The sequence below is a fragment of the Paraburkholderia elongata genome (assembly GCF_013177735.1).
Classification (GTDB): Bacteria; Pseudomonadota; Gammaproteobacteria; order Burkholderiales; family Burkholderiaceae; genus Paraburkholderia; species Paraburkholderia elongata.
In genome coordinates this window covers 1-991 of sequence record NZ_WOEZ01000129.1, presented here as the reverse complement: position 1 = coordinate 991, position 991 = coordinate 1, and the positions used below count along the sequence as shown (strand labels likewise).

The 991-nt window shown below is 59.6% G+C and carries 1 protein-coding gene and 1 pseudogene; one reads left to right on the top strand and one right to left on the bottom strand.

All coding sequences use genetic code 11. The features are described from left to right. Positions 1-374, bottom strand: a pseudogene (locus tag GNZ13_RS24480) (EmrA/EmrK family multidrug efflux transporter periplasmic adaptor subunit); the annotation flags it as partial. A gap of 388 nt (positions 375-762) precedes the next feature. On the opposite strand from GNZ13_RS24480, the gene GNZ13_RS24475 reads away from it, so the two are divergent. Beyond that, a partial coding sequence (locus tag GNZ13_RS24475; protein WP_172168996.1) for a hypothetical protein occupies positions 763-991 on the top strand: 229 nt, incomplete at its 3' end.

Here is a 991-nt window from a genome sequence, read left to right as displayed (position 1 = left end):
TGGTACTGGTTGTCGTTGGCAAACAGGCCGCGCACCTGGCGCACTGTCTGCGCCAGATTGGCTTCGGCCTGCTGCAGCGCGACGCGCGCATCGGCCGGGTCGAGCATGACGAGCGGATCGCCGGCTTTCACCGTCTGCGTGTCGTCGGCGTTGACAGCGATGACCGTGCCGGTCACTTGCGGCGTGATCTGCACGACGTTGCCGTTGACGTAGGCGTCGTCGGTAGCCTCGTGAAAGCGTGCGACGACGAAGTAGTACAGGCCGTAGGCGACCGCGGCAATCAGGATCACGATGACGAGCAGCGTCATCATGCGCTTGCGCTTGCCGTTCGATTTCGGCTTCACGCTCGCGGCAGTTTGGTGGGTGTCGCTCATCGGAATGCTCTCCCTATTCTCAATCTCGGCCGCTTAACCATCAAGTGTGCGCCGGGTTCAGCTCGAGGCGTGCGCGACCGATGCACCAGCGGGCACCGCGAGGTCAGCGGCGTTGGCATCGAAACCGCCGCCGAGCGCCTTGACGAGGCCGATCTGGATGTGCGGCCAGGCAATTGCGGACGTTGGCTGAAGGCACCTGGATTTTGCACCGCTCCTCAGGTTTACTACGACGGTACAGTTACTACACTTGGTATGGGTCGCGGAAGTCAGGTGCGCGGCCTTCTCAATTACTTCCACGCACTACACGCTGTCGGAAAGAGCAGTTACCCGCTGCACACATTGTTCGTGCGGCATGCTCGTTTCGCTGGTCAAACAGGAGGATGCAATCATGCAAACTGTTATAAGGAGATTTTCCGGAAAGGGTGCAAAGGAGTTGTTCGATCTGCTAGAGAAGCGCACGGCTGACGTCGAAGAACTGATGCGTTCGGTTAAAGGCTTTGTCAGCTACACCCTCGCACGCAGCGGCGATGGCGGATTCTCGGTGACTGTTTGCCAGGACAAGACAGGCACTGACGAAAGCGTGCAGAAGGCGAAGGACTGGATCGCGAAAAACGCCG